19 protein-coding genes are annotated in these 22,601 nt (G+C 60.0%); 9 read left to right on the top strand and 10 right to left on the bottom strand.

The features are described 5' to 3' along the window. The first annotated feature begins 2 nt into the window (after positions 1–2). From C4J85_RS21670 to C4J85_RS21680, 3 genes are all read left to right on the top strand, one after another. Positions 3–1,103, top strand: coding sequence for a DUF1513 domain-containing protein (locus C4J85_RS21670; protein ID WP_124369017.1), 1,101 nt, complete (start codon positions 3–5; stop codon positions 1,101–1,103). Between the two features lie 262 nt (positions 1,104–1,365). Further along, positions 1,366–2,520, top strand: coding sequence for an efflux RND transporter periplasmic adaptor subunit (locus tag C4J85_RS21675; protein ID WP_124411223.1), 1,155 nt, complete (start codon positions 1,366–1,368; stop codon positions 2,518–2,520). After that, a complete protein-coding gene (locus C4J85_RS21680) occupies positions 2,517–5,555 on the top strand; it encodes a multidrug efflux RND transporter permease subunit (RefSeq protein ID WP_124410682.1) in 3,039 nt (1,012 codons plus the stop codon). Before C4J85_RS21675 ends, C4J85_RS21680 begins: the two co-directional genes overlap by 4 nt. A gap of 120 nt (positions 5,556–5,675) precedes the next feature. Here the strand turns inward: C4J85_RS21680 and C4J85_RS21685 are convergent, their stop codons facing one another. From C4J85_RS21685 to colR, 5 genes are all read right to left on the bottom strand, one after another. After that, the gene (locus C4J85_RS21685; RefSeq protein ID WP_124364233.1) at positions 5,676–5,903 is read right to left on the bottom strand and encodes a hypothetical protein; all 228 of its coding nucleotides are present in this window, start codon (positions 5,901–5,903) and stop codon (positions 5,676–5,678) included. Continuing rightward, the gene (locus tag C4J85_RS21690) at positions 5,900–6,619 is read right to left on the bottom strand and encodes a lipopolysaccharide kinase InaA family protein (RefSeq protein ID WP_124368214.1); all 720 of its coding nucleotides are present in this window, start codon (positions 6,617–6,619) and stop codon (positions 5,900–5,902) included. Before C4J85_RS21690 ends, C4J85_RS21685 begins: the two co-directional genes overlap by 4 nt. A 4-nt stretch (positions 6,620–6,623) precedes the next feature. Next, complete coding sequence (locus C4J85_RS21695) at positions 6,624–7,304, bottom strand: class I SAM-dependent methyltransferase (protein ID WP_124364235.1); 681 nt, start codon at positions 7,302–7,304, stop codon at positions 6,624–6,626. A 188-nt stretch (positions 7,305–7,492) separates the two neighbouring features. Then, positions 7,493–8,773, bottom strand: a complete 1,281-nt coding sequence (locus tag C4J85_RS21700) for a HAMP domain-containing sensor histidine kinase (protein ID WP_124368216.1) — start codon at positions 8,771–8,773, stop codon at positions 7,493–7,495. After that, the gene (gene colR / locus C4J85_RS21705) at positions 8,763–9,446 is read right to left on the bottom strand and encodes a two-component system response regulator ColR (protein ID WP_124364237.1); all 684 of its coding nucleotides are present in this window, start codon (positions 9,444–9,446) and stop codon (positions 8,763–8,765) included. Before colR ends, C4J85_RS21700 begins: the two co-directional genes overlap by 11 nt. A gap of 200 nt (positions 9,447–9,646) precedes the next feature. On the opposite strand from colR, the gene C4J85_RS21710 reads away from it, so the two are divergent. Both C4J85_RS21710 and C4J85_RS21715 read left to right on the top strand, forming a co-directional pair. Continuing rightward, positions 9,647–11,596 (top strand): LTA synthase family protein, encoded by a 1,950-nt coding sequence (locus C4J85_RS21710; protein WP_124410683.1) that lies wholly within the window; start codon positions 9,647–9,649, stop codon positions 11,594–11,596. Positions 11,597–11,647: 51 nt separating this feature from the next. Continuing rightward, complete coding sequence (locus C4J85_RS21715) at positions 11,648–12,367, top strand: phosphatase PAP2 family protein (protein WP_124410684.1); 720 nt, start codon at positions 11,648–11,650, stop codon at positions 12,365–12,367. Positions 12,368–12,446: 79 nt separating this feature from the next. Here C4J85_RS21715 and groL read toward each other — a convergent pair whose 3' ends face one another. The 5 genes from groL to C4J85_RS21740 form a co-directional block, all read right to left on the bottom strand. Continuing rightward, a complete protein-coding gene (gene groL, locus C4J85_RS21720; protein ID WP_057723897.1) occupies positions 12,447–14,090 on the bottom strand; it encodes a chaperonin GroEL in 1,644 nt (547 codons plus the stop codon). 51 nt (positions 14,091–14,141) lie between these two features. Then, entirely contained in the window at positions 14,142–14,438 is a 297-nt protein-coding gene (locus C4J85_RS21725; protein WP_124408066.1) for a co-chaperone GroES, read from the bottom strand. A 247-nt stretch (positions 14,439–14,685) separates the two neighbouring features. Beyond that, complete coding sequence (locus tag C4J85_RS21730) at positions 14,686–15,162, bottom strand: FxsA family protein (RefSeq protein WP_124364241.1); 477 nt, start codon at positions 15,160–15,162, stop codon at positions 14,686–14,688. A gap of 66 nt (positions 15,163–15,228) precedes the next feature. Next, positions 15,229–15,960: a HugZ family protein gene (locus tag C4J85_RS21735; protein WP_124410685.1), complete on the bottom strand. Its 732-nt coding sequence runs from the start codon at positions 15,958–15,960 to the stop codon at positions 15,229–15,231. A gap of 102 nt (positions 15,961–16,062) precedes the next feature. Next, on the bottom strand, positions 16,063–17,070 hold the full coding sequence (locus C4J85_RS21740) for a DUF481 domain-containing protein (protein WP_124408068.1): 1,008 nt from the start codon (positions 17,068–17,070) through the stop codon (positions 16,063–16,065). Positions 17,071–17,263: 193 nt separating this feature from the next. Here C4J85_RS21740 and C4J85_RS21745 point away from each other — a divergent pair, with 193 nt between their 5' ends. The 4 genes from C4J85_RS21745 to C4J85_RS21760 all read left to right on the top strand — a co-directional run bounded on the left by C4J85_RS21745 (position 17,264) and on the right by C4J85_RS21760 (position 22,590). Further along, on the top strand, positions 17,264–17,578 hold the full coding sequence (locus tag C4J85_RS21745) for an MGMT family protein (RefSeq protein WP_256657927.1): 315 nt from the start codon (positions 17,264–17,266) through the stop codon (positions 17,576–17,578). Positions 17,579–17,621: 43 nt separating this feature from the next. Continuing rightward, on the top strand, positions 17,622–19,154 hold the full coding sequence (locus C4J85_RS21750; protein ID WP_124368222.1) for an AmpG family muropeptide MFS transporter: 1,533 nt from the start codon (positions 17,622–17,624) through the stop codon (positions 19,152–19,154). A gap of 746 nt (positions 19,155–19,900) precedes the next feature. Continuing rightward, on the top strand, positions 19,901–21,616 hold the full coding sequence (locus tag C4J85_RS21755) for a proline--tRNA ligase (protein WP_124364246.1): 1,716 nt from the start codon (positions 19,901–19,903) through the stop codon (positions 21,614–21,616). A 20-nt stretch (positions 21,617–21,636) separates the two neighbouring features. Further along, positions 21,637–22,590: a hypothetical protein gene (locus C4J85_RS21760; protein WP_124408069.1), complete on the top strand. Its 954-nt coding sequence runs from the start codon at positions 21,637–21,639 to the stop codon at positions 22,588–22,590. Positions 22,591–22,601: the final 11 nt, after the last annotated feature.

Below are 22,601 nucleotides of genomic sequence, written 5' to 3' on the forward strand. Positions count from 1 at the left end.
TGATGCTCAGGCGACAGGCTTTGGCGGTAGGCAGCGTGCTGCTCAGTGCATTGACGTTGGGCGGCTGGACGCTGTTCAAGCAGAAAGACAAGAGCCCCCTGCTGCTGTCGGCGCGGGATGACGCCGACGGCAAGCACTACGCCGTCGGTTATCGCCTGGACGGCACGCAGGTGTTCGCCACCCAGGTCGGCCAGCGCTGCCACGACATCGTCAACCACCCGACGCTGCCGATCGCGCTGTTCGTCGCCCGCCGCCCGGGCACCGAGAGTTACCTGGTCGACCTGCGTGACGGCGCGCTGCTGCAGACCATCACCTCGAACCCCAATCGCCACTTCTATGGGCACGCGGTGATCCACAAGAGCGGTGACTGGCTGTACGCCACCGAGAACGACACGTCCGATCCCGGCCGTGGCTTGCTCGGGGTGTACCGGTTCGAAGGCGAGCGGCTGGTGCACAGCGGGGAAATCTCCACCCATGGCATCGGCCCGCACCAGGTCTCCTGGATGCCCGATGGCGAAACCCTGGTGGTGGCCAACGGCGGCATTCGTACCGAAGCCGAAAGCCGTGTGGAGATGAATCTCAACGCCATGGAACCGAGCCTGGTGCTGATGCACCGCGACGGCAGCCTGATCAGCAAGGAAACCCTGGGCCAGCAGATGAACAGCGTGCGCCATATGGGAATCGCCAGCGATGGCACCATCCTCACCGGGCAGCAGTTCATGGGGCCGTCCCAGGAGCGCTCCGAGCTGCTCGCGATCAAGCGTCCGGGCCAGCCGTTCGTGGCCTTTGCAGTGGCCGATGCGCAGTTGCAGGCGATGGGGCACTACACCGCCAGCGTCGCGGTGCACAGTGAGCTGCGGCTGGTGGCGTTGACGGCGCCGCGTGGTAATCGGTTTTTTATCTGGGACATGGACAGTGGCGAGTTGCGCCTGGACGGCCCGCTGCCCGATTGCGCCGGGGTCGGCGCGGTGGCGGACGGCTTTGTCGTGACCTCGGGCCAGGGGCGCTGCCGCCTCTACGATTGCCGTCAGAAACAGCCGGTAGCGACGCCGCTGACCTTGCCTGCAGGGTTATGGGATAACCACCTGCACCTTATGACGTAACCACCCGCCTCGATCTCAAGGCTCCTGCGCCGACGCCCAGGAGCCTAGCCGCCGACAACCACCAACACCTGGCACATCGCCTACGCAGTCTGTGGAATTGCTTCTCATCCGAGAGACTTGTCCCACAACAACTTGCGAAGCTACCCCTTATCCCCTTCCTTGTTCTGACGAAGACTGCGGCGCTCAACGCAGTGCCGCCTGGTCGTGCGTGCTCGCGCTTCGTTAACCCTGCACACGTCTTCACAAGGACTCCATTATGACCATGCCGGGCCGCCGGATGATTATCATGCTCAGCCTCGTTCTGTCAGTCGTGCTGATGCTCGCCGGCTACAAGACGTACTGGATTTATCAGCAACTGCAGCTTTTGCATGGGCCAACGCCACCCGTCAGTGTGGCGACGTCCAATGCCTTTGAAATCCCCTGGCAGCGCCAAATGCCTGCCGCGGGCACGCTCAAGGCGTTGCAAGGTATCAACCTGAGCACTGAGGTGCCCGGTGTCGTCACACAGTTGCACTTTGAGTCAGGGCAAAGGGTCGAGGCTGGACAGACCCTGCTGCAGCTCGAGCACCAAACCCAACAGGCAGAGTTGGACGTGGCAAAGGCCGACCAGCGCCTGGCCCGTCAGAACTTTGAGCGCGGTCGAAAACTGGTGGACATCAGCGCCATCTCCAAAGGCGAATTCGATCGGCTCGGTGCTGAACTCAACCGCAACACTGCCCTCGTTGCACAGCGCACCGCAGCGCTGGAAAAGAAACACATCACCGCCCCTTTCACCGGCACCATCGGCATCCGCCAGGTCAACGTGGGTGATTACCTGCAAAGTACCCAGGTTATCGCCAGCCTGCAGGACACACGCCGCCTTTACGTGGACTTTTATGTGCCCGAGCAAGCCGTTCAACTGATCAGGATCGGGCAGCCGGTTCAGGTTGAAGTCTCGGCACGCCCAGGCACCTTCAGCCTCGCCGAGGTGAGCGCCATCAACCCGATCGTCGATGACAGCACGCGAAATGTGCTGGTGCGCGCGACGCTGCCCAACCCACGCGACGACCTGCTCCCGGGAATGTTCGCCCATTTACGGGTGCTGCTGGACGAACCGACTGCGCAAACCGTGATCCAGGAAAGTGCGATCGCCTTCAACCCTTATGGTCAGTACGTTTACGTGATAATCCGAGGCAACAACGGCGAGCCGCAGGCCTCCGATACCGGCGATACACCGCAACTGATAGCCGAGCAGCGCTTGATCGAAACGGGCGAGCGTCGCAATGGCCTGGTGGTGGTTTCCAAGGGGCTGAGCAAGGGCGAACAGGTGGTCACCGCCGGCCAGCTCAAACTGAAACACGGCACACCCGTGCGGATCAGCATTGACCGAAGCCAGCCGGATGGGCAGCCGATGCCACATCAGGAGGGCGCAGAATGACCTTCACCGACCGGTTCATCCGTCGCCCGGTACTGGCCGTGGTGGTCAGTCTGTTGATCGTGCTGCTGGGCTGTCAGGCCTACGAAAAACTGCAGCTGCGCCAGTTTCCGCAGATGCAGAACGCGCTGATCACTGTCACCACCGTCGCCCCGGGTCTGAGTGCGCACACCATCCAGAGTTACATCACACAACCCTTGCAACAAAGCCTGGCCAGCGCACAAGGCATCGACTATATGACGTCTTCCAGTCGCCAGAATATCTCGATTATCTCTATCTATAGTCGGCTGGACGCCGACAGTGACCGCTTGTTCACCGAGCTGCTGGCCAAGTCCAATGAAGTCAGGAACCAGTTGCCCAGCGGGATTGAGGATCCGGTGCTGAGCAAAGTTGCAGTGGACAGCACCGCGCTGATGTACCTGAGTTTTTCCAGCAAAACCATGAACAATGCTCAGATCACGGACTACCTGCAGCGCGTGGTCCAGCCGCGACTGGTGACACTGCCGGGCATGGCGCAAGCGCAGATCATCGGCAGCCAGAGCTTCGCCATGCGCCTGTGGCTCGACCCGATAAAACTCGCAGGGTTTGGTCTGAGCGCCGCTGACGTGACCCAGGCAATCAGACGCTACAACGTACAATCTGTCGCGGGGGACCTTACCGGCGAATATGTCGTCACCAGTGCGACCACCAACACTGAACTGCAATCGGCCGAGGGGTTCAGTGCGATTCCCGTGAAAACCGACGGCGACAATCAGGTGCGCCTGGGAGACGTTGCACGCGTGGAGCTGGGCTCGCAAAATTACGACAGTTTCAGCACCTTCAATGGCACCCCTGCGGTTTATACCAGTATTCAAGCCACACCCGACGCCAACCCCCTGGAGTTAGGCAAGCGTGTCCGCGAACTGATCCCACACCTGCAATCGCAGCTCCCGCCCGACTTGCATTCGGATATCGCTTACGATTCGACGCTTTACATCAATGCCTCGATCGACCAAGTGCTGTCCAGCCTGGTAGAAGCCGTACTGATTGTAGTGTTGGTGGTGTTTTTGTTCCTGGGCTCCTTGCGCTCGGTGATCATTCCCGTCATCACCATTCCGCTGTCGCTGATTGGCACCTTGTTCCTCATGCAGCTGATGGGCTATTCCATCAACGTCCTGACGCTGCTGGCCATGGTCCTGGCGATCGGCCTGGTGGTCGATGACGCCATCGTGATGATGGAAAACATTCACCGCCACATCGAACAGGGTAAATCCCCACTCGAGGCCGCGATCAAGGGGGCAAGAGAGGTTTGCATCCCGGTGGTGTCGATGACCATCACGCTGGCCGCAGTCTATACACCCATCGGTTTCATGCAGGGCCTGACCGGGGCGCTGTTCAAAGAGTTTGCCCTGACCCTGGCCGGCGCTGTGGTGATTTCCGGGATCGTGGCGTTGACGCTGTCACCGATGATGTGTGCCATTTTGCTGCGCCCTGAAACACAGCCACAGGGCCTGACGCGGGTGCTGGACCGATTCTTCAACGCGTTGAAAACGCGCTATCAGCGCCGTCTGCACCAGATCATGCAAGCGCGGTCCGTGGTAGTGGTATTCGCCGCGCTCGTACTCTGCCTGATCCCCGTCATGCTCACGTTCACCCTCTCGGAGTTGGCGCCCGACGAGGACAAGGGCCTGATTTTTATCCTGTCCAATGCGCCCCAACCGACCAACCTGGCGTACCTGAACCGCTACACCCAGGACTTTATCGAACCGTTCAAAACCTTTCCCGAATACCAGGCATCCTTCCAGATCAACGGCCTGGACGGCGTACATTCAGGCGTTGGCGGCTTCCTGCTCAAACCCTGGGAGGAACGTGAACGTACACAGATGAGCGTCCTGACACCCTTGCGTGAAAAACTCGACAACAACCCCGGCCTGCAAGTCTTCGCGTTCAACCTGCCTTCCTTGCCAGGCACAGGTGAAGGGCTGCCCTTTGGCTTTGTCATCAGCTCCCAGCAGGACCACAACTCGATGATCGGCGTGGCCGAGCGCATCAAACAACGCGCGATCGACTCAGGAAAGTTTGCCTACGTGGATATCGACCTGGCCTTCGACCGACCCGAAGTAACGGTCGAAATTGACCGGACCAAGGCCGCCCAGATGGGCGTGTCCATGGAGGATCTGGACCTGACCTTGAGCACCCTGCTGGCTGAAGCGGAAATCAACCGATTCAGTATCGACGGTCATCTCTACAAAGTGATTGCTCAAGTGGAGCGCAGCTATCGGGACAACCCCGCCTGGCTGAGCCAGTACGCAGTCAAAAACGCCAAGGGCCAATTACTGCCCTTGTCGACGCTGACCACAGTCTCCAGCCCACAGGTTCGGCCACGGCAGTTGAATCAGTTCCAGCAGCTCAATTCAGTCACGGTGTCGGCCTTTCCGATTGTGGGTATGAGCAACGCACTGCAGACCCTGCAAACCATCGCCCAGGAGGAGGCGCCAGCGGGCTATACCTTCGATTACCGCAACGCGACACGTCAGTTCGTGCAGGAGGGAAATGCGCTATGGGGCACGTTTGGCCTGGCGTTGGCGTTCATCGGCCTGGTATTGGCGGCGCAGTTTGAAAGCCTGCGCGATGCCCTGGTGATACTGGTGACGGTACCGCTGTCGGTATGCGGTGCATTGATCGCACTGTTTCTGGGTTGGTCCACCCTGAATATCTACACGCAAATCGGGCTGGTCACGTTAATCGGCTTGATCAGCAAGCACGGCATCCTGATCGTTGAGTTCGCCAATCAACTGCGCAAGGAAAAAGGCCTGTGCGCGCGCGCTGCGGTGGAACAAGCGGCTGCGATTCGCCTGCGGCCGATTCTGATGACGACCCTGGCAACGGTAATGGGCGTCGTCCCGCTGATTTTTTCCAGCGGTGCGGGTGCGGTCAGTCGGTTCGATATCGGCATGGTGATCGCCACCGGCATGTCGATTGGTACCCTATTCACCCTGTTCGTCCTGCCGACGGTGTACACGGTGCTGACCAAAGCTGACAACGTGCCCCCTCAATAGCGTGATCGGTGGGTGCGCCTTCAGTTCACTGCAGTGACTTGCGCTCACCCGATTGCCCCCGCTGAGTCCCAAAAAAAAGGGCCTCGCATCGCGAAGCCCTTCCTGGGGGGTTCAATCGTTTCAACTCTGCGGCCTCATCGCTTGAGACATCCCGAACATGAATAACAGCAATTCATGATCGGGCTTGGCCGCCACACTGACCTTGGCGACACGTGGCTGCAGGCATAGCCCACCGCCTTGCGCCGCACTGAGTACCTGTGTGCGAGGCTGTTCCCACGCAGCCAGGGCGAGGGCTGCAATGCCCAACGCCCCGACCAGGAACACACCTCGTGCTATTTCTAGCTTCATCTGGTTAAACCCTTGATAGCGCTGCCAAACGCCGTCTCATAAAAGTAGCTGAGTTTTTTCCAGTCGGTATCGTTCCACGACGAATGGCGGCGCAATTGCAGCATGTCATGGGAGGCGGCCCGATAAGCGGTCAGACGCTGGCGACATTTTTCAAAGTCCAGCAACGCCACTTCCACAGTCACCGCATCGCCCTCGCCGGTGACCCGCACGAAGATGTGCTTGATATACAGGCAACCATGCTGCCAGCGCCCTTTGTGCATGCGCGCCAGGGTAGTGGCCAGCTCCTTGAGCAGGCGTTCATGCACCTCCTCGCCGTATTGCTCACGACCACCGGCGGCGTACCAGTTTTCGATCTCGTCGAAACCGTCCAGCGAAGCGGTGACCAGCAAGGCTTTCCATTGATGCTCGGGGTCGCGTCGCGCCTCGCAAAACACCATCTCCGGCACCCGTACATCGAGCAAGCGCAGGCCCCTGAGGGCATCACGTTCACGCAACACGGTCGGACGTCCAAACGGATGCAGCCAACTGCGGTAGATGTGGCCGGTCTGGCGCTTGCAGTAGAGCAAACGGCCATTGGAACTGACCACCCGCTGTACGCCACTTTCACCGCCACGCCGACGATTGGGCTCTTCTACCCATTCGCCCTGCTGGCGCCAGAAAAAATCAAATCGTTCTTCGGGAGCTACATGACTGCCGACTACGCACTCAACTGCCATCCTGTTACCTCTTACGCAATACATAGACTCGCCACATGGCGTAGAGCGGCATGAAGTCCAGGGATTCCTGAACCCGGAAACCGGCCTGCTCGAATTCTGCCTCGACAGTAGCAGCCGGTAACACAAACCGGTTTTGGTAACCTTCCTGCTCACCTTTCTTACGACGACGCACTTCGGCGCGCTTACGCTTCCAAGCCTTGAAATTGCCATCCACCCACAGCGAGATAATCACGCTGTCACGGGTAACACGTTGAAACTCCCGCAGTATTGTCATCCTGTGCGCTGGGTCACCGATGTGGTGCATCAAGCGCATGCAGAAAATACTGTCGACCGAATTATCTGGCAAATCGATATCAAAGGCAGATGTCTGCAAAGGACGTACCCGTTTCACCACTTCCGGGGGTTGGGCCACCGTGGCGACCTTCAACATCGACGCCGAATTGTCGGCCCCGATAATCACGCGGTTGGGTTTCTCGGCCAGCAACGGCCAGAATCGCCCTGCACCACACGGCAAGTCCAACACCAGGCTTGGCTCACCGGCCATCGCCAGCGCCGCGCGCGCCAGCTGCTCGTCGCGTTTGTGGGACCACCGGCGGGCCAGATTGTCCTGATGCTTGAGCAAATAGCGGTGAGCGTGGTTATCGTCGTACTTTTCAGAAAATTCCAACTTGATCGGCGAAGGCATCTTACATCTCCAATTACTGATGCCTACAACCCTAAGCAGCGAACTGTGATCAACAAGTCAACTCGTTGTGAAAAACTTGTCCTGTCCAATTGCATACATTTCAAGACTTTACAGAAACATTCAGTAGCATCGGGCCATCTTCGCTGAAAAACCGGCGTCGTGCAGCAGCAAATTGTCAGACTGAGCGGTCAGGTTTTGACTTGATCCAATTCCACATGAAAACGGCAACCATTGGGCTCCATGGTGCTCAGGGTCACGCTCCAGCCCTGGTTCTCACAGATGCGCTGCACCAGCGACAAGCCCAAGCCCAGCCCCTCGCCGCGCTTCTCGCTGCCCCGCACAAACGGCTCGAACATCGCCTCACGCTTGTCTTCAGGAATGCCCACGCCGGAATCCTCCACCACAAAACCGCTGGGCTCCAGGGTGAGGCGGATAAACCCTTGCTCGGTGTAATGCAGTGCATTGCGCAACAGATTGCCCATCACCGCATGCAGGAAGGTGGTGTTGTAGCGGGTATCCAGCGGATTGCCTGGGCAGTAGATCAGTTCAAGGCCCTTTTGCTCGATGGGCCCGCGCCAGATCCCGAGCAGGTCCTCAGCCACCTGTGTCAGGTTGACCTGGGCCGACATGGCGGCATCGTCATGCTGGGCACGGGCCAGCATCAGGAAGGTCTGCACCAGTTCGCGCATTTCTTCACAGGCCCGGGCGATTCGCTGGACCTGGTTGCGCCCCCGTTGATCGATTGCCGGGTTCTCCAGCAACAGCTCGCAGGAACTGGCCAGCACCATCAAGGGTGTGCGCAATTCATGGCTCACATCGCTGGTAAACAACTGTTCGCGAGACAGCGCCTGGCGCAAGCGACCCAGGGTGGCATCGAACGCCACCGCCAACTCACCCACTTCGTCGGCCGCATAATCCGGTGCCAAAGGCGGGGCAAGCCCGAGCAACTGGTCGCGATGGCGCACCTGGCGCGCCAGCCGTACCACCGGCGCCATCACCTTGCGCGCCAGCACCCAGCCGAGAAACACCGCCAACGCCAGGCTGAGCACGAAGCCCACCAGCACCACGGCAAACAGGACGCGCTCGCGCTCTTCGAAATCGCTCTGGTCCTGCAGCAGCACATAACGCCGGCCATCGATCACCTCGACCATGGCGTGGTATGACAGCGACTCGCGAAACACTTCATGAAAGCCTGGGTCCAGATGCCGCAGGTCCTTGGGCAGCTCGAAATCGCCGGGGCCGCCGCTGAAATAAAACAACTGGTCAGGCTCCGGCCGGTGTCGCCAGTCTTCCATGCTGTCCATCAACAGCAGCCGTTGCAGATCGCCACCCAGGCCCGCCGAAATCAACTTCTCTTCCACCAGGTGCACCGTCGCGACGATGCCCATGGCGAAAGCCCCCGCTACCAACGCGCTCATCAAGGCAAAGGCGATGATGATCCGCTGGGCAAGGCTTTGCTTAAACTCCATCACGGCCCTCGGCGAGGCGATAACCCACACCGTGCACCGTTTGCAGCAGCGGCTTGGCGAAAGGTTTGTCGATCACTTGGCGCAATTGGTGGACGTGGCTGCGCAAGCTGTCGCTGTCCGGGCAATCATCGCCCCACAAGGCTTCTTCGAGAATTTCCCGACGCAATACGTGCGGGCTTTTCTGCATCAATACTGCCAGCAGCTTCAGGCCGACCGGGTTGAGCTTGAGCATGCGCCCTTCGCGCGTGACCTCCAGGGTGTCGAGGTCGTAATGCAGGTCGCCCACTTGCAACACACGCCGCCCGCCACCCTGGGCCCGGCGCAGCACCGCTTCGATGCGCGCGGCCAGTTCGGACAAGGCGAACGGCTTGAGCAGGTAGTCATCGGCCCCGGACTTGAAGCCCTGCAGCCGGTCGTCCAACTGGTCGCGGGCGGTGAGCATGATCACCGGGGTGTCGCGGCGTGCATCTTCACGCAGGCGTTTGCACAGGGTGTAGCCATCGATGCCGGGCAGCATGATGTCGAGCACGATCAAGTCGTAATGCTCGGTGGCGGCCAGGTGCAGGCCCGACAAACCGTCCTGCGCACAGTCCACTGTGTAGCCTTTGAGCCCCAGGTAATCGGCCAGGTTGGCCAGAATATCGCGGTTGTCTTCAACCAATAAAATTCGCATGGGCAGTGTCTCCGTACGCGGTAACGGCCGTGTTGGCTCGCGCAGCTTAAGGCCAAGTGCGGCTCAGGGATAGAGCGGCGAGGCCCGTCGATAAAGGTTTTCAACTGATTGGGCAGCCAAACGAGTTTTTCACTATAGCTTCACAAACTGACTACAGTGTCAGCGTGAAGATCGCCGCCATTGATAAAAGGAAATTTGACATGGGGCTCCCCAAAACCGCGCCTGTGCGCTATTTGCTGTTGATAACCGGCGCCTGGCTGGTTGTTTTCCTGCTCACCCGCAGCGTGCTGCTCATCACTCACCTGGATGAAGTCGGCGGTAACCTGCTGCCGGTGTTCGGCGTGGGCTTGCTCTACGACCTCGGCTTCCTGGCCTACGCGGCATTGCCGCTGGGGCTGTACCTGTTGCTGTGCCCGCCAGCGTTGTGGCGCCGCCGCGGTCATCGCTGGTTTTTGCAAGCGCTGCTCACGGCGAGCCTGTTCGCGATGCTGTTTACCTCGGTGGCCGAATGGCTGTTCTGGGATGAATTCGGCGTGCGCTTCAACTTTATCGCCGTTGATTACCTGGTGTACTCCGACGAGGTGTTGAACAACCTGCTGGAGTCCTACCCGATCGGCAAGCTGCTCAGCCTGCTGGCGATGCTCGCGCTGATCCTCAGCGTGGCCCTGCGCAAGCCCTTCAACGCCGCGATGGCCGCGCCCCTGCCGGCGCTGCGTGGCCGGTTGGTGAATGCCGTGGCCTTGCTGGTGGTCGCCGGCCTCAGCCTGCAATTGATCAGCCAGGACAGCCCGCGCACCCAAGGTGGCAACGCCTACAACAACGAACTGGCCAGCAATGGCCCCTATCAGTTCTTTGCCGCGTTCCGTAACAACGAACTGGACTACACGCAGTTCTATAAAAGCCTGCCAACCGACGTAGTCGCCAAGCAATTGCGCGCCGAGCTCAGTGAGCCCAACGCCCGTTTCATCGACCAGGACCCCCTGGATATCCGCCGCGCCATCACCAACTCCGGAACGCTGCGCAAGCCCAATATCGTGCTGGTCACCATCGAAAGTTTCAGCGCCAAATACATGGGCAGCAACGGCGACGAGCGCCACCTCACGCCCTACCTCGATGCGCTGCGCCAACAGAGCCTGTACTTCAATAACTTCTATGCTACCGGTACGCGCACCGACCGTGGCCTGGAAGCCATCACCCTGGCGGTTCCTCCTACGCCTGGGCGCTCTATCGTCAAGCGTATCGGCCGCGAAAGCGGTTTCGCCAGCCTGGGGCAGCAGCTTTCCGCCATTGGCTACGACAGCGTGTTCGTCTACGGCGGGCGCGGTTACTTCGACAACATGAATGCGTTTTTCAGCGGCAATGGCTATCGCGTCGTCGACCAGAGCAGTGTGCCCGAAGCGCAAATCTCGTTTAAAAACGCCTGGGGCATGGCCGACGAGGACCTGTACAAACAAACCCTGAATCTGGCCGATGCCGACTACGCCAAGCAGCAGCCGTTTTTGCTGCAGTTGATGACCACCTCCAACCACCGTCCCTACACCTACCCGGACGGGCGTATCGATATCAAATCCGGCAAGGGCCGTGACGGCGCGGTGAAATACACCGACTACGCCATCGGCCAGTTCCTCGACGCCGCGCGTCAGAAGCCCTGGTTCGATAACACGATCTTCGTGTTCGTCGCCGACCACACCGCCGGCAGTGCAGGCAAGGAAGACTTGCCCATCACCAACTACCAGATCCCCCTGTTCATCTATGCACCGAAGCTGATCGACGCCCGGGAAACCGCGCAACTGGCCAGCCAGATCGACCTGGCGCCGACGCTGCTGGGCTTGATCAACCTGAGCTACGAATCGACGTTCTTTGGCCGCAACCTGTTGCAAGACAACCCGCTGCCACCGCGCGTGGTGGTCGGCAACTACCAGCACCTGGGCCTGTTTGACGGCACGAACCTGGCGATTCTCAGCCCGCGCAAAGGCCTGCGTCGTCATGACCAGGCGCTGGGGGACAGCCAGGAACTGCGCGTCGGCAGCGACGACCCGTTAATCCAGCGGGCGATCACCTATTACCAAGCCGCCAGCTACGACTACAAGCAACAACTGCTGAGTTGGAGAGCCCCCAAGGAAGAGGCCCCAGCCCTGAGCACACGCTAACCAAAACGTCCCGTGCGGGTGAGTACGGGACGTTTTTTACGAAGGTCCGTCATGAAGTCCCCCGCCTCTATTCCCGTTTCAAAACCGCTTAATTTCTGGCTATGCCTGGGCCTTCCCGTCGGCTCTGCGCTGGCTTTGCTGTTGCTGCAGCTGACCTCGCTGGACATGGACCTGGCCAAACGCTTCTACGACGTCGAGCAGGGCGGCTTTATTGGCCGCTATAGCTTCTTCCTCGAAGACATCCTGCATGATCGAGCCAAGCAGCTGGTGATCCTGTTTTCGGTACTGGCGATTCTCGGGCTGGTCGGCAGTTTCATCCTGCAGCGACTCAAGCCCTACCGCCGTGAACTGGTCTGCCTGGTACTTTCCCTGGCAATGGCGACGGCCTTTGTGGCGCCGTTGAAAACCATCACCGCCGTGCAGTGCCCCTGGAGCCTCAAGGAATTCGGTGGCCAGGAAACCTACAGCGAACTGCTCAGCCCTCGCCCGCCGACCGATAAACCCGGTCGCTGCTGGCCCGGCGGGCATGCGGCAACCGGCTTTGCCTTGTTCGCCTGGTTCTTCGCCCTGCGCGATCTCCGGCCACGCATGGCGCGCAACGCGTTTATCTTTGCGGTGGGCTTGGGCAGCGTGTTTTCAGTGAGCCGCATGCTGCAAGGGGCGCACTTTTTTTCCCACAACGTGTGGACGGCGATTTTCTGCTGGCTGATCTGCCTGGGCATGTATTGCCTACTGTTGTACCGGCCATCGAAGCCCGCCACGTCCCGTTGACGGCTTGCGCAACACCCATAAAAAAACCCCGCCTGCATCGCTGCAGACGGGGTTTTTTAACTAGCCGGGTAAGGCTGGCTTACATCATGCCGCCCATACCACCCATGCCGCCCATGTCTGGCATACCGCCGCCAGCGCCTTCAGCCTTAGGCTTGTCGGCGATTGCAGCTTCGGTGGTCAGGATCAGACCGCCGATGGAGGCTGCCGCTTGCAGCGCGGAACGAGTCACCTTGGTTGGGTCCAGGATGCCCATTTCGATCATGTCGCCGTAGACGCCAGTCGCAGCGTTGTAACCGTAGTTACCTTTGCCGTTCTTGACTTCGTTGACCACAACGCTTGGCTCATCGCCGGAGTTGGCAGCGATCTGGCGCAGCGGTGCTTCAACGGCACGACGCAGTACAGCGATACCAACGTTCTGGTCAGCGTTGTCGCCGGTCAGGTTGGTCAGGGCTTCCAGAGCACGGATCAGCGCAACGCCACCGCCAGGTACCACACCTTCTTCAACGGCTGCACGGGTTGCATGCAGGGCGTCTTCAACGCGGGCCTTCTTCTCTTTCATTTCGACTTCGGAACCGGCGCCAACCTTGATCACTGCAACGCCGCCGGACAGCTTGGCCAGACGCTCTTGCAGTTTTTCACGGTCGTAGTCCGAGGAAGTTTCGGCTACCTGAGCGCGGATCTGAGCGATACGCGACTCGATGTCACCTTCAACGCCAGCACCGTCAACGATGATGGTGTTTTCCTTGGAGATGGTCACGCGCTTGGCGCTACCCAGGTTTTCCAGGGTGGCGCTTTCCAGGCTCAGGCCGATCTCTTCGGAGATAACGGTACCGCCGGTCAATACGGCGATGTCCTGCAGCATGGCCTTGCGACGGTCGCCGAAGCCTGGAGCCTTGACGGCCGCAACCTTGACGATGCCACGCATGTTGTTCACGACCAGGGTCGCCAGGGCTTCGCCTTCAACGTCTTCGGAAACGATCAGCAATGGGCGGCCGGCTTTGGCAACGGCTTCCAGCACTGGCAGCATTTCGCGGATGTTGGAGATCTTTTTGTCGACCAGCAGGATCAGCGGGCTGTCCAGCTCGGCAACCATGGTGTCTGGCTTGTTGACGAAGTACGGGGACAGGTAGCCACGGTCGAACTGCATGCCTTCTACAACCGACAGTTCGTTTTCCAGGCCCGAGCCTTCTTCAACGGTGATCACGCCTTCTTTGCCGACTTTTTCCATGGCTTCGGCAATGATGTCGCCGATGGAGCTGTCGGAGTTGGCGGAGATGGTGCCTACCTGAGCGATAGCCTTGGTGTCAGCGCATGGCTTGGACAGGTTTTTCAGCTCGGCAACGATGGCGATGGTCGCCTTGTCGATACCGCGCTTGAGATCCATCGGGTTCATGCCGGCAGCGACGGCCTTGTAGCCTTCGTTGACGATGGCCTGAGCCAGTACGGTCGCGGTGGTGGTGCCGTCACCGGCGTCATCGTTGGCACGGGAGGCAACGTCTTTGACCAGCTGCGCGCCCATGTTTTCGAAACGGTCTTCCAGTTCGATTTCTTTGGCGACGGAAACGCCGTCCTTGGTGATGGTCGGAGCGCCGAAGCTCTTCTCGATGATCACGTTACGGCCTTTCGGGCCCAGGGTCGCTTTTACTGCGTCAGCCAGGACGTTGACACCGGTGAGCATTTTCTTGCGAGCGGAGTCGCCGAATTTAACTTCTTTAGCAGCCATGATCGATATTCCTTAAATACTTTGGAGTAAACGGGAAAATGAGCGGGGAAATCAGCCTTCCAGTACGGCGAGAATCTCGTTCTCAGCCATTACCAGCAAGTCTTCGCCGTCGATTTTCACAGTGTTGCTGCCGGAGTAAGGGCCGAAAACAACCTTGTCACCGACTTTAACGGCCAGCGCACGTACATCACCGTTGTCCAGGGATTTGCCTGGGCCGACAGCGAGAATCACGCCATGGTTGGCTTTTTCAGCAGCCGAACCTGGCAGGACGATACCGCCAGCGGTTTTCTTTTCTTCTTCGCTGCGACGGATGACGACGCGGTCGTGCAGAGGACGAAGGTTACTCATTGTCGATCTCTCCTAATGTGTTTTTCATCGGCCGGTATCAATTCCGGCGGGTTAAATTCCGGCGGTGCCGGTCGCGGCTCGCTGGGCGAACCGCGGAAGTCTGTCTAGTGTCACCACCAGAAACCTTGCGGTGACCGTTACATAAGGGCGCCCAGGCTTATTACAAGGGCCAGCGCAGTAAATTTTTTGTGTTTGCCCAAGGATGAAATGCAACACGGCACCCGAAGGTGCCGTGCCGGTGAAGCAGTTATTTGTTGTCGCGGTGTTCGAATTCGCCTTCGATCACATCGCCTTCACGCCCCAAGGGCTGGCGCGGGGCCGGGCCGCCACGGGGTTGCAGGTCGTCGGCAAAAGCACGCTGGCGCAGGGCCGCTTCTTCGGCACGCTGGCGCATCTTGCCGGCCAGCAATTTGCGTGTGACCGGCAGCAGCATGACCAGGCCCACCACGTCACTGATGAAACCCGGCAGGATCAACAGGCCACCGGCCAGGGCCATCATCAGGCCTTCGAGCATGGTCTGGGCGGGCAGCTCGCCGCGGTTCAGGCTTTCACGGGCACGCAGTGCCGTCGCCAGCCCGGCGACGCGCAGCACCAGCACGCCGAGCATCGAGCCGAGAATGATCAGCAGCAGAGCCGGGAAGAATCCGATCGCACCGCTGACTTGAACGAATACGAACAGCTCCAGCACCGGGAACAAGAGAAAAAGCAACAAAAAAGGGCGCATCAAATGGTTCCTCAACGCAAGAATGCCTTGCTAGTTCACCTTAGATGACGTCGCCTTTTCGTGAATTCAAGCACTAACGTCTGATTTTTTCGGCCAGGATTCGGCGTGAGCCAATGAAACCAAGGCTTCGCGTACTTGTGTCGGCGTGTTGCAAGGTTCGCCAAACGGCAGCCAGTGCAGGGCTTGGCCGATACGCAGATGCATGCCTTCGCTGTCGATGCCGGCCAGTTGCGCAGGCTCGGTCGTCGGTAAACCGGCAAGGTCGACGTAATGGGCGATGGCCTTGGCGTGATCGCTGTTCATGTGTTCGATCATGCTGCGTTCGGCGTTGCCCGCGAACGGATTGGCCAAGGTCAGGCGGTCGACCCAGTGGATCGCGCCGAACCCGCCGATATACCGGTGGCGCACCGGCTGGAGCACCCAGAAATCGAAATCGTGGGCCTTGTGGTAGTTGGCCGACTCGGGGAAGTAACGGTAATAGCGCTCGGCGGCGGCTTCGATCGCAGCGGCGTCGTCGAGTTTTTCGGCTTGCGCCAGGTAGGTCAGGCGCCCGACGGCCTGCACATCGTCGGCTTCGCGCTCACCCACCAGCAACGAACACTTGGGGTCGTTCTGCAGGTTGTGGGTGTGCTGGGCGATGCGACTGATCAGGATCAGCGGGCGGCCCTGCTCGTCGAGGCAGTACGGCACGACCGAACCGAAGGGAAAACCGGGCATGGCTTTGGATTGTGTGGCCAAGGCCCCACGGTATTCCTTGAGCAACAGCTCTCGGGCGTTCCTGGCAACGTGCGCGCTCAATGTATGACTCCTGGGTTGTTTCGCCGCCCATGGCATATGGGAATGGATCTCAACACAAGGTAATCAATATCTGCGCAGGTTGCCAGGGTGCTCGATGCCGCGTTACCAGGCCACGCCAAACCCTGCGGTGTAGCGGGTCTTGCTCAAGCTGCTGTCGGAGTCGCCGCTGATGACGTCGCGCTCGGCCTTGAGATTGAGCGAGGCCCATTCGGTGACCTTGTAGCGCAGGCCCATCTCGGCATCCAGGGCATACTCGGCCGGACCGTCAATCGGCTTGCCCAGCTCGCCGTTGGTGAAGAATTCCACGGTCTTGCCTACCAGGTAGCGGTTGTAGTTCCACTTCATGGCCAGGGAATAGAAGTTGTCCTTGCCGCCATCGGCGTATTCGTAATCGGTGCGGTTGATCAGCGAGCCGAGGGAGAACGCGCCCAGTTCATCGTCCCAGAACTGATAGCCCGGGCCGGTACCGACGGTGCGTTGGCGCGCCAGGTCTTCGACCTTATCGCGCTTGTAGGTCAGGCGGCCCTGCCAGAACCAGTGCTCGGTGATGAAGCGGTCCAGATCGTATTCCAGGGCCCAGTTGTCGGTGGTGGTGACGTCGTCCTGGAATTCGCGGTTGTATTCGCCCTTGCCGGTATGGCGCCACTGGCCGTGACGGGCCGAGGTCTTGAAGTCGACGTCGTAGTCGTTGGTGTCTTTGTCGGCGCGCTTGTAGTCCAGCGCCAGGTCGATGTTGCCCTTCCACACCAGGTCTTCGATCACAGGCTTGGGCTTGAGGATCTGCTGGATACTGGCCAGGTCCACGGTCTTGGGTGCTTCGCCGTTGGCCAGCACGACTTTGCCATCCTCCGCAGCCTTGAGGGACTTGGCCTTTTCACCACTATAGGCGTCCTGCTTGACCAGCAACTCCTGGTCGCTCTCCAGGGTTTTCACCTGCTTCCAATCCACCGGGATGGCGCCCCCGTAGCTGGTTTGGATCAGCAACTTGCCACCGTCGAAAACTTTGATCTTGCCGGTCAGGCGGTCACCGTTCTTCAACCAGACGGTATCGGCGAGCAGGGGCGTGGAAGCACTGAGGACAGCGAGGCACAGCAGGGTTCTGGACAACATAAGCAGATACGGGGCTCGGGGTTGGCGAAAAGAAGGGGCTATCGTCGTGGATAGCCTGAACTGACTCAACTATTTATAGTGAGTTCCATGCTCACCCCCAAGTTTACAGACGTTTCTTACAAAAACACCGACGTTCTCAACGGATAGCCCCACAGTGAATGAACCTGCCGACACCCCGCAAAGCCCCGCCGACATGCGCCGCACCGCGCTATACCTGACCTTGGCGCAAGTGCCGGCAGGTTGCGTCGTAAGCTACGGCGAGTTGGCGCACCTGGCCGGGTTGGGGCGCGCCGCACGCTGGGTCGGGCGTACCCTGAGCCAGCTTCCCGCAGACACCCGACTGCCCTGGCACCGGGTGTTGGGTGCCGGTGGTCGGATAAGTCTGCCGGTGGGCAGCGCCTCAGGTGACGAGCAACGTGCGCGTTTACGCAGCGAAGGTGTCAGCATCCTGAACAATCGCGTTGATATTCAGCGCCATGGCTGGCGCCCGGTAGAGCACAGCGGTTAGAGTGCGCGCTTTGTTTCCGCAAATCTGAGGCAGACTCCAGCCCATGCCCCGTAAAACCTGGCGCGCCGCGCTCGCCGCCTATGCCAGCCCCTCGACGTTAGTGCTGTTGTTGCTCGGTTTCGCTGCCGGCATGCCTTATATGTTGGTGTTCTCGACGCTTTCCGTGTGGCTGCGTGAAGCGGGTGTTGCCCGCGAGACCATCGGTTATGCAAGCCTGATCGGGCTGGCCTACGCCTTCAAGTGGGTCTGGTCGCCGCTGCTCGACCAATGGCGCCTGCCATTGCTCGGTAAACTCGGGCGCCGGCGTTCCTGGCTGGTGCTTTCCCAGTCGCTGGTGATCCTCGGATTGATCGGCATGGGCTTTTGTGACCCACAAAAACACTTGTCCTGGCTGATTGCCATTGCCGTCGTCGTTGCCTTCGCCTCGGCCACCCAGGACATCGCCGTCGACGCCTACCGCCTGGAAATCGCCGACGACAGCCGCCAGGCCGCCCTGGCCGCCAGCTATATGTCCGGTTATCGCATCGCTGCCCTGCTGGCCACGGCCGGTGCGCTGTTCTTTGCCGAAGGCTTCGGCTCCACCGGTTTCAACTATAAGCACTCGGCCTGGACCGGCACCTATGTGCTGTTCGGCGTGTTGATGGTTCCGGCCCTGCTCACCACTCTGTTGATGCGCGAACCCAACGTGCCGCTGCGCACCCAGTTGCAGGCCGGGCGCTATAGCTTCGTGCATCAGTTGGCGTCAGTGTTCGTGCTGATTGTGCTGCTGGTGTCGGTGCCTGCCATGTTTACCCAGCTGTACAACACGGATTTCGCCAGCGTGCTGTTCCAGGGCGTGAGCCTGTGGGAACTGCTGATGGAAGACCGTGCCTTCCTGCGGGCCATCCTTTATATCCTGCTCACCGCCCTGTGCCTCTCGGCCATGGGCCGCCGTGGCCTGGCGCCGGTGCTGACGCCGGTTAACGACTTTATCCTGCGCTACCGCTGGCAGGCGTTGCTGCTGCTCGGGTTGATCGCCACCTATCGCATGTCCGATACCGTCATGGGCGTGATGGCCAACGTTTTCTATATCGACCAGGGTTTTACCAAGGACCAGATTGCCGGGGTCAGCAAGATCTTCGGCCTGATCATGACCCTGCTCGGCGCCGGCATGGGCGGCCTGTTGATCGTGCGGTTCGGGATTCTGCCGATCCTGTTCATCGGTGGCGTGGCCTCGGCCGGCACCAACCTGTTGTTCGTGATGCTCGCCGACATGGGCCCCGACCTGCAGATGCTGATCGTCACCATTTCCCTGGATAACTTCAGCTCGGGCCTGGCCACGTCTGCCTTTGTCGCCTACCTGTCGAGCCTGACCAACCTCAAGTTCTCCGCCACCCAATACGCGCTGCTCAGCTCGATCATGCTGTTGCTGCCGCGCCTGATCGGCGGGTACTCAGGGGTGATGGTGGAGAAGTTCGGCTATCACAGCTTCTTCATGATCACCTGCCTGCTGGGGGTGCCGACGTTGTTCCTGATTGCCTTGCACTGGTTCCAGGAGAATCGGCGCGCCCAGTTGAATCCCCCGCAAGAAGACTGACAATGTGGGAGGGGGCTTGCCCCCGATAGCCATGGGTATCTACACAATTTTGTAGCAGCCTACGGTAACCACGATGCGAAGCGAGCCGCTCTTGATCTTGCTTGTGATCTAGGCGCCCCGTTAAACCACGCTGGCCGTAATCCGACAGTGATTTGGGGGGTAAACCGGCAGGGATGCCGGTTTAGCCGCCCCGCGCCATGGATGGCGCGTGGCGGCGCCCCCCCAAATCAATGTCGGATTACGGGCACACCGAGCCTAGGCGAGGTGCCGAGTGGTGGGGCAAGAGCGTTTTGCTTACTTTTGCGCTTTTCAAAAGTGAGACGCCGTAAGGGCGGAACCCTAAGCCGCCGTTACCGCAGCAACGGATATGTACTCGCCTTGATCCAACATCCTGGTCGGCTGTCAGGCCGCCATCGGGGGCAAGTCGAATCGTCGCACCGCCCCTCCCACATTTGGAACGCGGAGCATCAGTCAGATAGCTATAGGCCGCCAGGACGCCACGGGAGCAAGCTCCCTCGCCACAGGTTCAGGGCTACGCCAAAGTTGTGTAGATACCCATGCTCCCGATAGCAGGGTGTCAGGCGCTTATGTATCACTGACCCACCGCTATCGGGGGCAAGCCCCCTCCCACATTTGGATCTCCCACAGTCAGTCAGATCCCCCGCAATGTCACGCCTGTACTCCAGCAGCAACCGCCCGTACAATCCCGAGTCATTTCAAGTCCAAGCAACCGACAACGGCCTACCATGCGTACCAGTCAATATTTGCTCGCCACACAGAAAGAAACGCCTTCCGATGCGGTTGTGATCAGCCATCAGCTGATGCTGCGCGCCGGCATGATCCGCAAACTGGCCTCCGGCCTGTACACCTGGCTGCCCATGGGCTTGAAGGTGATGCGCAAGGTCGAAGCCATCGTTCGTGAAGAAATGAACGCTGCCGGCTCTCTGGAAGTGTTGATGCCGAGCACCCAACCGGCTGAACTGTGGCAGGAATCCGGACGCTGGGAAGAGTACGGCCCCGAGCTGCTGCGCTTCAAGGACCGTCATGGCCGCGATTTCTGCGCCGGCCCGACCCATGAAGAAGTCATCACCGACCTGATGCGCAACGAGTTGAGCAGCTATAAACAGCTGCCTCTGAACCTGTATCAGATCCAGACCAAATTCCGTGATGAAATCCGCCCACGCTTCGGCTTGATGCGCGGCCGTGAATTCATCATGAAGGACGCCTATTCGTTCCATGCCGACCAGGCGTCCCTGCAGGCGACCTACGACCGCATGCACCAGGCCTACTGCAACATCTTCACGCGCCTGGGCCTGAAATTCCGCCCGGTTGAAGCGGACAACGGCTCCATCGGCGGCGCCGGCTCCCACGAATTCCACGTGCTGGCCGAATCCGGCGAAGACGACATCGCGTTCAGCAACGGTTCCGACTACGCGGCGAACATCGAGAAAGCCGAAGCCATCCCACGGGAAACCTCGCGCCCAGCGCCAGCCGAAGAACTGCGCCTGGTCGACACCCCGGATACCAAGACCATCGCGGCCCTGGTGGAAAAATTCAATCTGCCGATTGAAAAGACCATCAAGACCCTGATCGTGCGCGCCGAAGAAGAAGGCAAGCTGATCGCCCTGGTGATCCGTGGCGACCACGAGCTCAACGAAATCAAGGCGGCCCAGCAACCTGGCGTGGCCAGCCCGCTGGTCATGGCCACCGATGCCGAACTGCGCGACGCCATTGGCGCCGGCGCCGGCTCCCTCGGCCCGCTGAACCTGCCGCTGCCGATCATCATCGACCGTTCGGTCGAGCTGATGAGCGACTTCGGGATCGGTGCGAACATCGACGACAAGCACTACTTCGGCGTGAACTGGGAGCGTGACCTGCCGGTTCCGACCGTGGCCGACCTGCGCAACGTCGTGGCTGGCGACCCAAGCCCGGATGGCAAGGGCACCCTGGAGATCAAGCGCGGCATCGAAGTCGGGCACATCTTCCAGCTGGGCAACAAGTACAGCAAGGCGATGAAGTGCGAAGTGCTGGGCGAGAACGGCAAGCCGATCACCCTGGACATGGGCTGCTACGGCATTGGTGTGTCCCGTGTGGTCGCCGCTGCCATCGAGCAGAACAACGACGAGAAAGGCATCATCTGGAGCGACGCCCTGGCCCCGTTCCAGGTTGCGCTGGTGCCGTTGCGCTATGAAACCGAGCAAGTACGCGAAGCTACCGACAAACTGTATGCCGAACTGACGGCCGCCGGTTTTGAAGTGCTGCTCGATGACCGGGACAAGAAAACCAGCCCGGGCATCAAGTTCGCCGACATGGAACTGATTGGCATCCCCCACCGGATCGTGGTCAGTGACCGCGGCCTGGCCGATGGCAATCTGGAATACAAGAGCCGGACCGAAGCCGAGGCCCAACCGTTGCCGGTGGCTGACGTGCTGTCTTTCCTTCAGGCGCGTATTCGTCGCTGAAAACCAGATCAAGAGAAGTCATGTTCAAGCGAAACACCAGAGCCCTGGGGGGCGCCGCCTTGTGCGGCGCCCTGCTGGTCAGCGGCTGCGCCAACCAGATGTCGCAACGCAGTGAGCACGAGGAGCGGGTCGAGCGCAAGTTGCTCGACCACAGCCTGCAGATCGATGTAGGCGAGCCCAAAGTGCTGGAGCTGCCGCAACGTCGGGTTCGGATTCACGAGCAAAAGACCTTTGAAGTCACCGAATTCGAAGTCACTCGGCGTTACGACCGCTACACGCCTTATCAGCCCTGGCGCAAACTCTACGAGATGCCCCTGGGTGCCGTGGCGCTGGTGGCTGGCGCGGGGGCCAATGTGGTGAACATCTTCGCCCTCGGCAACCTGCCCGCCAGCATGACCCGCGATTGGCTGAGCTACGGCGTGGACGGCATTAACCCGTTCATGAACGTGCAATCCCACGGCCGTGCCCAGCAGAACCTCGCGGGCATCGATGAAGTCCAGCGTGACAAGCGCCTGGAGTATTCGAGCCTGCCCTGGAGCGAACGCCCGGTACAGGTCACCGCCGGCAAGCAGACCCATGAACTGACCACCGACCGCGACGGCGTCCTGCGCCTGAACCTGTTGGACAGTCCGTTTGCCGAACAGGACCTGAACCGCATCACCACCTTGAAGATCAGCGTGGAAGACGGCCAGGACGACGTGCACACGGATTCGACCCTGGCGATCAGCAGCACCCTGCGCGGAAAATTGCTGGAAGCCCATGGCCTGATCTACGACGATTTGGAAGACGACGAAGTCAACCAGTGGGTACACCGGGTCAAGCGCCTCTCGGAGCTGGGCCTGGAAGAAGAAGCCAGCGAACTCGAACAAAGCCTGATCGAACTCACGCGCAATGACCCGGAGTTGCAGCAGGAGTTTTTGCAGGCGCTGGCCAAGGATGCCGGGCGGTTAGTCGCAGACCCTGACGCACGCTGAGCTTCAAGCCA

This window comes from Pseudomonas sp. R4-34-07 (assembly GCF_003852375.1).
Taxonomy (GTDB): domain Bacteria; phylum Pseudomonadota; class Gammaproteobacteria; order Pseudomonadales; family Pseudomonadaceae; genus Aquipseudomonas.

Excerpts from the sequence above, each read along its gene's own strand:
- C4J85_RS21695 (WP_124364235.1), bottom strand. The coding sequence starts at position 7,304 with ATGCCTTCGCCGATCAAGTTGGAATTTTCTGAAAAGTACGACGATAAC.
- C4J85_RS21740 (WP_124408068.1), bottom strand. The coding sequence starts at position 17,070 with ATGTTGTCCAGAACCCTGCTGTGCCTCGCTGTCCTCAGTGCTTCCACG.
- C4J85_RS21680 (WP_124410682.1), top strand. The coding sequence starts at position 2,517 with ATGACCTTCACCGACCGGTTCATCCGTCGCCCGGTACTGGCCGTGGTG.
- C4J85_RS21725 (WP_124408066.1), bottom strand. The coding sequence starts at position 14,438 with ATGAGTAACCTTCGTCCTCTGCACGACCGCGTCGTCATCCGTCGCAGC.
- C4J85_RS21760 (WP_124408069.1), top strand. The coding sequence starts at position 21,637 with ATGTTCAAGCGAAACACCAGAGCCCTGGGGGGCGCCGCCTTGTGCGGC.
- C4J85_RS21700 (WP_124368216.1), bottom strand. The coding sequence starts at position 8,773 with ATGGAGTTTAAGCAAAGCCTTGCCCAGCGGATCATCATCGCCTTTGCC.
- C4J85_RS21690 (WP_124368214.1), bottom strand. The coding sequence starts at position 6,619 with ATGGCAGTTGAGTGCGTAGTCGGCAGTCATGTAGCTCCCGAAGAACGA.
- C4J85_RS21715 (WP_124410684.1), top strand. The coding sequence starts at position 11,648 with ATGAAGTCCCCCGCCTCTATTCCCGTTTCAAAACCGCTTAATTTCTGG.
- C4J85_RS21670 (WP_124369017.1), top strand. The coding sequence starts at position 3 with ATGCTCAGGCGACAGGCTTTGGCGGTAGGCAGCGTGCTGCTCAGTGCA.
- C4J85_RS21710 (WP_124410683.1), top strand. The coding sequence starts at position 9,647 with ATGGGGCTCCCCAAAACCGCGCCTGTGCGCTATTTGCTGTTGATAACC.
- C4J85_RS21755 (WP_124364246.1), top strand. The coding sequence starts at position 19,901 with ATGCGTACCAGTCAATATTTGCTCGCCACACAGAAAGAAACGCCTTCC.
- C4J85_RS21745 (WP_256657927.1), top strand. The coding sequence starts at position 17,264 with ATGCGCCGCACCGCGCTATACCTGACCTTGGCGCAAGTGCCGGCAGGT.
- colR (WP_124364237.1), bottom strand. The coding sequence starts at position 9,446 with ATGCGAATTTTATTGGTTGAAGACAACCGCGATATTCTGGCCAACCTG.
- groL (WP_057723897.1), bottom strand. The coding sequence starts at position 14,090 with ATGGCTGCTAAAGAAGTTAAATTCGGCGACTCCGCTCGCAAGAAAATG.
- C4J85_RS21675 (WP_124411223.1), top strand. The coding sequence starts at position 1,366 with ATGCCGGGCCGCCGGATGATTATCATGCTCAGCCTCGTTCTGTCAGTC.
- C4J85_RS21750 (WP_124368222.1), top strand. The coding sequence starts at position 17,622 with ATGCCCCGTAAAACCTGGCGCGCCGCGCTCGCCGCCTATGCCAGCCCC.
- C4J85_RS21685 (WP_124364233.1), bottom strand. The coding sequence starts at position 5,903 with ATGAAGCTAGAAATAGCACGAGGTGTGTTCCTGGTCGGGGCGTTGGGC.
- C4J85_RS21730 (WP_124364241.1), bottom strand. The coding sequence starts at position 15,162 with ATGCGCCCTTTTTTGTTGCTTTTTCTCTTGTTCCCGGTGCTGGAGCTG.